Annotated in this window: 7 protein-coding genes and 1 pseudogene; 6 read left to right on the top strand and 2 right to left on the bottom strand. The window is 48.1% G+C overall.

Features of this window, described 5'->3' with window-relative positions:
• Window positions 1-453: 453 nt before the first annotated feature.
• Window positions 454-1155, bottom strand: coding sequence for a DUF4373 domain-containing protein (locus BN161_RS07385; RefSeq protein WP_167332507.1), 702 nt, complete (start codon window positions 1153-1155; stop codon window positions 454-456).
• Window positions 1156-1372: 217 nt separating this feature from the next.
• Between BN161_RS07385 and BN161_RS07380 the strand changes: the two genes are divergently transcribed.
• From BN161_RS07380 to hisB, 6 genes are all read left to right on the top strand, one after another.
• The gene (locus BN161_RS07380) at window positions 1373-2938 is read left to right on the top strand and encodes a hypothetical protein (protein ID WP_044264444.1); all 1566 of its coding nucleotides are present in this window, start codon (window positions 1373-1375) and stop codon (window positions 2936-2938) included.
• An 88-nt stretch (window positions 2939-3026) separates the two neighbouring features.
• The gene (locus tag BN161_RS07375; RefSeq protein WP_044264442.1) at window positions 3027-3518 is read left to right on the top strand and encodes a PaaI family thioesterase; all 492 of its coding nucleotides are present in this window, start codon (window positions 3027-3029) and stop codon (window positions 3516-3518) included.
• Between the two features lie 292 nt (window positions 3519-3810).
• A complete protein-coding gene (hisG, locus tag BN161_RS07370) occupies window positions 3811-4665 on the top strand; it encodes an ATP phosphoribosyltransferase (protein ID WP_044264439.1) in 855 nt (284 codons plus the stop codon).
• Window positions 4666-4674: 9 nt separating this feature from the next.
• Window positions 4675-5967 (top strand): histidinol dehydrogenase, encoded by a 1293-nt coding sequence (gene hisD / locus BN161_RS07365; RefSeq protein WP_044264437.1) that lies wholly within the window; start codon window positions 4675-4677, stop codon window positions 5965-5967.
• 62 nt (window positions 5968-6029) lie between these two features.
• On the top strand, window positions 6030-7067 hold the full coding sequence (gene hisC / locus BN161_RS07360) for a histidinol-phosphate transaminase (RefSeq protein WP_044264434.1): 1038 nt from the start codon (window positions 6030-6032) through the stop codon (window positions 7065-7067).
• The gene (gene hisB, locus BN161_RS07355) at window positions 7060-8211 is read left to right on the top strand and encodes a bifunctional histidinol-phosphatase/imidazoleglycerol-phosphate dehydratase HisB (RefSeq protein ID WP_044264432.1); all 1152 of its coding nucleotides are present in this window, start codon (window positions 7060-7062) and stop codon (window positions 8209-8211) included. The genes hisC and hisB overlap by 8 nt, the downstream gene beginning before the upstream one ends.
• Before the next feature lie 130 nt (window positions 8212-8341).
• Here the strand turns inward: hisB and BN161_RS07350 are convergent.
• Window positions 8342-8812: pseudogene (locus tag BN161_RS07350) on the bottom strand (DUF4143 domain-containing protein); the annotation flags it as partial.
• Window positions 8813-9319: the final 507 nt, after the last annotated feature.

The raw sequence follows: 9319 nt of genomic DNA, 5'->3' as shown, positions 1-9319 counted from the left end.
GGCTCTTTGTATTGGAACAAAATTTTAATAGGTTTGCAAAACCTAATAATTCACTTCTAACAATCTTTGTTCCTTAAAATATAAGCCGTCATGCCCTCGAATTCGCTGAAATTGAGAAGCAGCCCCGTCTGAGAGACAAGAAGAATATCTCCGCCGACAGTCTCCTGAACCCGAACGACCCGGACGCCTCGTTCCGCAACAAAAACGGCAAGAAAATCTCCGGCTACGTCACCAATCTTACGGAACCCCTTCCCGAGTATATCCCTGAACGGAAAAACGTTATTTTTCCGTCACTGCCGTGGAACGTTGCGGCAACGAAAGCGAGGCGTGCAGATAACGTTCCCGAATGCCACACCTTAGCTCCCCGAATGCCACACTTCATCGCCCCAAATGCCACACTTGGGCGGTTGCGAAGTGTGGCATTCGGGGAGCTAAGATGTGGCATTTCACCCGCTAAGGTGTGGCATTCGGGACGATGAGGTGTGGCATCGAGCCCATGAAGCCCCACATCCAACCAATGAAACCCCGCATCCGGCCAGCGGGATTCAAGATTGAAAAAATCATCATCTGCAGCTGCGGCGGTTTTTTCTTTTTCTTTTTTTCTGCTGCTGTTGTTATATCTTTTATATTCTCTTTATTAACTGCATCTGTATTTTCTATAACAGTACTGTTATTCAGTGTTTTAACTGGATTTTCGGCATTTTTCTTCTGCTTTTCCTCTGTCGTTTTTTGCCGTTTTTCGTCATTTTTTGACTCCAAAACCGACGTTTCTAATGCACTTTCGTTCATTTTTGGGGCTTTTTTTCGAGCTGTTTCTTCCGGTTTTTCATCTTCAACTTCATTTGTTTTCTTCCGCACCTGAACCCGTTGTTCTATCGGATTCAGTTCGGCAGGCATGAAGGAGCCGTCCTCTTCAAAATCGAAAAGCCCGTAGTCGAAAATAATCTTTTTGACATAGGCAAAAGAAATTTTATACATCTTACAGTAAGGGCGCAAAAACGCCATGTCACCGCATGAGTCGGGCAACATAGCCAGTTTCTCGATCACAAACCAATAAGCTCCCGTTCCCTTGAGCTTTTCCTTCTCCAGCAGATACTGCATTCTGGGGTCGCACATCGCCATCAGCGGATGTTGCAGATAGAAATCTCTTTTCATCTTCTCTTTATGTTTTAGTTTAAGGCCATAAAGATATACATACTGCATGAGACAGCCGGAGGTTCCGTGAGGTTATGTGAGGATATGTGAGGTTATGTGAGGTTCCGTGAGGTTGGCACACCTCCACCACCAGCGGAATAAAAAAATCCCCGCCTTTTTTTGTGCGTGCCGAAGTATTGTTACATTTGTGGCAACATATTGAAAAACACTATTGAATATGAGACACCGATTTATCTCTGAGAGACGTAAAATATTAGGTTTGCTTCTTCTGCTGGCAGCCGGTTCGGCTATGCTTCGTGCCCAGGATCAGCCGGGCATTAAAAACATACGTACGGTGGTGTATGAGCCGCTACTGAAGGACACTGTGTGGGTGACCGGTAAGGTGGTGGATTATATCACATTCGTGAAGTATGACAGCAAAGGCCGTACGATGGTAGAGAACAGGCTGAAGCCGGACGGCAGTCCGCACGGCAAGCTGGTGTATGTGTATAACCCTGCCGGACAGGTGTCGCGCGAGATTTATGCGACCGCGGACAGGGGAGTCAGCGATTGCTGGAACTATACGTACGATGAAAAAGGGCGCTTGAACTGCATTGTCGCTATGAACGGGCAGGAGGATACGCTTCAGATTGTCTCTGCGCTGTATGATGAAGCTGGAAAGGTGTTGAAGAAGTATTTCAAAGACTATGCGAAAAACGAGTCGTGGGGCAGGCAAGTGCTGTACAATGCGGAGGGAATGCCGGAGAAAGTAATCCTGACGGATGGCCCGGATGGGAACATGGAACGCTTGGGAGAATGCCGGGTTGAAAGTTGGGATACGCTGGCTCTGAAAAGAATGGGGGTACTACGGCTTGGGAAGATGAAGGTGGTAAAAGAGGATAATCAGAAGAATCCGATTCGGAAGATAGATGAAGCGGGCAACTGGACAGAGCGTTTTGAAGGTTGCAATGAATATGGAGAACCGAACTTCATTATCCGCAGGGACATAGAGTATGCGGGCGGTGGAAATGACTGGGAGAAAATACCCGTGCGCGGTAAAGTGAAGAAGGTACAGCAAAGGTCGTACGTTGCTATCGCCAAAGGTCCGCAGGCGGTGGATAAGGGAGAGAAGAAAGGACAGTTCTTCGTTTGCGAGTTTGGTGAAAACGGACGGAAAATGAAAGAAGAACGGTTTACGGAAGCGGGAGTATGCCGGGAAAAGATTCAGTATGAATATGATGAAAATGGGAATTTGTTGAAAGAAAGCCATTATACACCGGCGGGTGTGCTGACGGTAAACAAAAGTTATGGATATGATAAGGAAGGGCGTCTCAGACATTGTTCGATGCTGGATGATAAGGGTGAAATTATGCAGCGGGATGTGTTTCGCTACGACATAGAAGGTAATATGGTACAGGAGGCCGGTTACCTGACGAATGGAACAAAATGTAGTGAGTTCCGTTATATATATGATTCTTATGGGCAGCAAATAGAGCGGAAGGTACTGTTGCAACCCGAAGGGCCCGATCCGGTTGGCTCTGTCCGGAGAGGTTATAATTTTCAGGGACGTGTAGTGTTCGAAGAATTTCTTTCACCGGATGGTATATCTCAAAGCCAGCATACGTACCGGTACAATACCAAAGGGGAACTGATTTCCGGAACAGAGCGTCCGGAAGGGCAAACCGGAGAAGTGAAATACGTCTATAAATTCCATAATGACGACCGGGGGAACTGGAAAATCAGGATTAAGTATATAGACGATGTGCCTGTGGTGTACGAAGAACGTGAATATATATATTATTAATGTGAAAATTAGGTGCACCTAAAAAGTATCATTTACAATCTTTTTATAGACCCTGCGAAACTTGAATTAAAAATAAAAACGAAATTGTATGAAGAAGATTATTAACCCGTGGAAAGATTTGGAAGGATACAATTGTTTCGGTTGTGCTCCCAATAATGAGTCCGGTGTGAAAATGGAGTTTTACGAGGATGGTGACGAGGTGGTGAGCATCTGGAAGCCGCGTCCTGAGTATCAAGGTTGGCTGAATACGCTGCATGGTGGCATTCAGTCGGTGTTGCTGGATGAAATTTGCGGATGGGTGGTAGTGCGTAAGTTGCAGACAAGCGGGGTGACCTCGAAGATGGAAACTCGTTTTCGTAAACCGGTGTCGACTACGGACTCGCATGTCGTGTTGCGGGCCTCCATACGCGAGCAGAAGCGGAATATCGTGATTATCGACGCGAAACTTTATAATGAGGCGGGAGAGGTGTGCTCGGAGGCGGTATGCACTTACTTCACTTTTCCGAAGGAGAAGGCGGAGCAAGAAATGCACTTTCATCACTGCGATGTGGAGAAGGAGGAGATGCTGCCGCTGATTTAAGTTTATGTAATTTGTAACATAAACTAAGAAAATGATAGGAAAACGAAACTTTTTGTGATAAATCTTTGGAAGTTTCAAACGGATAGTTTACTTTTGTCGCATCAAAACAAAAGAATTGTATGAAAAATATTGTTGCACATCATCACCATCATCATTACCTGACGAATAATCGGTAGGCGTATGATTGTATGTGCATAATGAATAAACATATAAACGACGAGGCTTGCCGGATAATGGCAAGCCTCGTTTTTTGTTTTCAAGAATAAATCATAAATTAAAAATCATAAATCTTATGTTATTAAGAATTGCAGTACAGGCTAAAGGTCGTCTTTATGACGAGACAATGTCATTTCTGGGAGAGTCGGATATCAAATTGAATGCAGTGAAACGTTCATTGCTGGTACAATCGTCTAATTTCCCTGTAGAGGTATTATTCTTGCGTGATGATGATATTCCGCAGTCGGTGGCAACAGGCGTGGCGGATATAGGTATCGTAGGTGAGAATGAATATGTGGAGAAGAATGAAAATGCAGAGATTGTAAAGCGTCTCGGATTCAGTAAATGTCGTTTGTCACTGGCTATTCCGAAGGATACTGAATATCCGGGTGTGCAGTGGTTTGAAGGGCGGAAGATTGCGACGTCGTATCCGGGTATCCTCAGCGCATTCCTGAAAACGCAGAATGTGAATGCGGAGATACACGTGATTACAGGTTCGGTAGAGGTGGCGCCGGGCATCGGGCTGGCGGACGCGATTTTTGATATTGTTAGTTCGGGTTCTACGCTGGTGAGCAACCGGTTGAAAGAAGTGGAAGTGGTGATGAAATCGGAGGCGCTGTTGATTGGTAACCGGAATCTGTGTGACGAGAAAAAGGAGATCCTGAAAGAGTTGCTTTTCCGTATGGATGCTGTGAAGACGGCAGAGGATAAGAAGTATGTGCTGATGAATGCACCGAAGGAACGTTTGGAAGAGATTATCCAGGTGCTTCCGGGCATGAAGAGCCCGACGGTGATGCCGCTGGCACAGGAGGGCTGGTGCTCGGTGCATACGGTGCTGGATGAGAAGTGCTTCTGGGAGATTATAGGAAAGCTGAAGTCGCTGGGGGCAGAAGGGATTTTGGTGTTGCCGATTGAGAAAATGATATTGTAAGGAAAAGGTATGAAACTAATTAATAATCCGGATAGATCACAATGGGCGGAGATATTGAAACGTCCGGTGATGAATACTGAGAACTTGTTCGATACGGTGCGGGAGATTATAGACCGCGTGAAGTCGGACGGTGACCGTGCGGTGCTGGAGATGGAGGCAAAGTTTGATAAGGCGGAGCTGACATCTTTGGCGGTGACGGAGGCGGAACTGAAAGAGGCGGAGACGCTGGTGGATGAAAAGCTGAAGGCGGCTATCCGTCTGGCTAAACAGAATATAGAAACTTTCCATGCCGCACAGCGCTTTGAGGGCAAGAAGGTGGAAACCATGCCGGGCGTGACGTGCTGGCAAAAGGCGGTGGCTATTGAAAAGGTGGGATTGTATATTCCCGGAGGAACGGCTCCTCTGTTCTCTACGGTGTTGATGCTGGCTGTGCCTGCAAAGATTGCCGGTTGTAAGGAGATTGTGCTTTGCACGCCGCCGGATAAGGAAGGAAGGGTGCATCCCGCTATTCTTTTTGCCGCACAGGTGGCAGGGGTGAACCGGATATTCAAGGCAGGCGGCGTACAGGCTATCGCTTCGATGGCTTACGGAACGGAAAGCGTGCCGAAGGTTTACAAGATATTCGGTCCGGGAAACCAGTATGTGACGGCAGCGAAACAGTTGGTCAGTCTGCGTGATGTGGCGATTGATATGCCCGCCGGTCCGTCGGAAGTGGAAGTGCTGGCGGACGAAACGGCGAATCCGGTATTTGTAGCTGCGGATCTGCTGAGCCAGGCAGAACACGGTGTGGATAGTCAGGCGATGCTGATTACCACTTCGGAGGCTTTGCAACAGGCTGTGAAAGAGGAGGTGGAACGTCAGCTGGAACTTCTGCCCCGTAAGGAAATTGCGGAGAAGTCTCTTGCCAACAGTAAGCTTATCGTGGTGAAGGATATGGAAGAGGCCATCGAACTGACGAACGAATATGCGCCCGAACACCTGATTGTGGAAACTGCGGACTATATGCAGGTGGCGGAACGTGTGGTGAATGCGGGTTCCGTCTTCTTGGGGTCGCTCTCACCGGAAAGTGCGGGAGACTATGCCTCGGGAACGAATCATACTTTGCCGACGAACGGATATGCGAAAGCTTATAGCGGTGTGAGCCTGGATAGTTTTATCCGTAAGATTACGTTCCAGGAAATCCGTCCGGAAGGTATGAGGAATATCGGTCCCGCCATTGAAGAGATGGCGGCGAACGAACATCTGGATGCGCATAAGAATGCGGTAACAGTGAGACTTGGTAAGTTGAGAATTGAGAGTTGAGAATTGAGAGTTCAGGTGACTCCGATCGTAAATCGTAAATCGTTAAATCGTAAATTAAGAAGATGAAAACATTGCAAGAACTGACCCGTCCGAATATCTGGAAGCTGAAACCTTACTCTTCGGCACGTGATGAATATAAAGGTGTAACGGCATCGGTATTTCTCGATGCGAACGAGAACCCGTACAACTTGCCGCACAACCGCTATCCCGACCCGATGCAGTGGGAACTGAAAACGGAACTTTCCAAGATAAAGAAGGTGTCTCCCGAGCATATTTTCCTGGGCAATGGTAGCGACGAAGCTATCGACCTGGTCTTTCGTGCTTTCTGTGAGCCGGGAGCGGACAATGTGGTGGCTATCGACCCTACTTACGGCATGTATCAGGTGTGTGCTGATGTGAATAATGTGGAGTATCGCAAAGTCCTGCTCGACGGGCATTTCCAGTTCTCGGCGGATAAGTTGCTGGCGGCTGCGGATGAACGGACGAAGCTGATTTTCCTGTGCTCGCCTAATAACCCTACGGGAAACGATCTGTCGCGCGGTGAGATAGAGAAGTTGCTGCGTGAGTTTGAAGGGCTGGTGATACTGGATGAGGCGTACAGTGACTTTTCAGAATCTCCGTCGTTCTTGCCGGATTTAGATAAATATCCGAATCTTGTTGTGTTCCAGACTTTTTCTAAAGCATGGGGCTGTGCGGCTATCCGCCTGGGAATGGCGTTCGCTTCTACGGAAATCATCGGCATCCTGAGCAAGATAAAGTACCCTTACAATGTGAACCAGCTGACTCAGAAACAGGCAATAGAGATGTTGCACAAGTACTATGAGATAGAGCGTTGGGTGGAGAGGCTGAAAGAGGAACGCGAGGATCTGGAGAAGCGTTTCTCCGCACTGCCGTTGACGGTGGAAGTGTTCCCCTCGGATGCCAACTTCTTCCTGGCACGGGTGACGGATGCGGTGAGGATCTATAATTATCTGGTAGGAGAGGGGATCATCGTCCGCAACCGTAATTCGATTTCACTTTGTGGCAACTGCCTGCGTGTGACGGTAGGAACGAGGATGGAGAATGATAAACTGATAGAAGCGTTGAAAAGCTATGAGTAAGAAAGTATTATTTATAGACCGTGACGGGACTTTGGTGATAGAGCCGCCCGTAGATTACCAGTTGGATTCGCTGGAAAAGTTGGAGTTTTATCCCAAAGTGATGCGTAACCTCGGCTTCATCCGTAGCAAATTGGATTTCGAGTTTGCGATGGTGACCAATCAGGATGGCTTGGGCACGGCATCTTTCCCGGAGGAGACTTTCTGGCCTGCGCATAACCTGATGATGAAGACGCTGGAAGGTGAAGGGATTACGTTTGATGAAATCTTCATCGACCGCAGCATGCCGGAAGACGTGGCACCGACCCGGAAGCCGCGCACAGGGATGTTGGCGAAGTATCTGAATAATCCGGAGTACGATCTTGCCGGAAGCTTCGTTATCGGCGACCGCCCGACGGATGTGGAACTGGCTAAGAACCTGGGGTGCCGGGCCATTTACTTGCAGGACGACACTGCGTTGCTGAAACCGGAATCCAAAGGCGGACCTGCTGCCTGCGAAGGTCTGGAAGAGGTATGCTCCCTTGTCACGAAAGACTGGGATAAGGTGGCCGAATTTCTTTTTGCCGGAGAACGAACGGCAGAAGTGCGCCGCACAACAAAGGAAACGGATATCCTTGTCTCTCTGAACCTGGATGGCAACGGTGCCTGCGACATCCATACCGGACTGGGTTTCTTCGACCACATGCTGGAGCAGATAGGCAAGCATGGCGGTCTGGATCTGACGATCCGTGTGAAAGGCGATCTGGAAGTGGACGAGCATCACACCATAGAGGACACTGCGATTGCGTTGGGCGATTGCATCTATCAGGCATTGGGAAACAAGCGTGGCATCGAGCGTTATGGCTATGCCCTGACGATGGATGACTGCCTTTGCCAGGTTTGCCTGGACTTCGGCGGACGCCCGTGGCTGGTATGGGATGCGGAATTCAACCGTGAAAAGATAGGTGAGATGCCGACAGAGATGTTCCTGCATTTCTTCAAGTCCCTGAGCGATGCCGCCAAGATGAACCTGAATGTCAAGGCGGAAGGCCGGAACGAGCACCATAAGATAGAAGGCGTTTTCAAAGCGCTGGCCCGCGCTATAAAGATGGCGGTGAAGAGGGATATCCATCACTTTGAATTGCCGAGTTCGAAGGGAGTGCTCTGATTGGCGCGGATTGCACTTGGGCGGATGCGCCCCGCTTCGCGGTTCCGGGTTTTATTAATCCGGAAGTCTGAGTACCGGAATCTCTGATTCGTGAAAGACGACCTACCGATGCATTTTAGGCAAAAGACTATCAATCTTTCAGACAACCGACGGGGATAATTTTTACTCCATCCGGTCGAGTATATGCCGTGCTTCCTCCTGTCAGAACGATAAGCAGATCCGGTTCTCTCAAGGGGACTTGCTTTTCGGTTTTATTGTACTCCCTTATAAGCCCTTTGATTTGAAGAAGGTGTTGTGACCCTTCTTCGATTTCCTTGCTGCCCAATTTACATTCAATCAGAGCATACCTCTCATCTTCCAAATGCAATACCAAATCAGCTTCCAGACCATAACGGTCACGGTAGTATGAAATGCGACTGTTGAAATCTGCAGTGTATGCTTTAAGGTCTCTGATACACATTTGTTCAAAAATGAAGCCGAATGTCTTGAGCTGAGTCTCCAATGCTTCTGCATTGATATTCATAGCGGCCACTGCAATGGATGGGTCGGCAAAGCAGCGTTTAGGGGCACTGCGTATGGCCGTCTTGCTTCGTATGGCAGGCCACCCTCCTCGACAAGCCGCACGAATCAGTTCCGGAATGTCCAGTTTACTTGAAGCACCGTCTATGTCATAATTGGATTAGTACTGCTCCAAAAGTTTCCAATCTTTCTTGGAGCATTTTGTCCGCAACTCTTGCTAAATATTCCATGTATATTGCTTTTTATTATTAGCGCAAAAATAATATTTTGATCTGAAACAGCGAAGCTATTTGGTATTTTTGTGGCGTTTCACTTGGTATTCTTGTGGTATTTCACTTGGTATTCTTGTGGTGCACCGGAGTTTCCGTATACCGGCCTTTCCGCCGACGAAATAGCCAAAATCTAAAGCAGTAGCCTTCCTCCTACAGGAACCGATACAAAAGAACTCCCCCGGATGTCCCGTCCTTTACGGACGGCCTTCGGGGGAGTTCTTCATTTCGGCGATATTTATTCTAAAGATACATTCGATTCCAGAGAAACTGCCACGGATGCCGCCGGAAACTTATCCCAGCGGATTCTCTTCCAGGTC

The organism is Bacteroides timonensis (assembly GCF_000513195.1).
In the GTDB taxonomy this organism is placed as follows: Bacteria; Bacteroidota; Bacteroidia; order Bacteroidales; family Bacteroidaceae; genus Bacteroides; species Bacteroides timonensis.
This window is presented reverse-complemented; position numbering and strand designations above follow the sequence as displayed.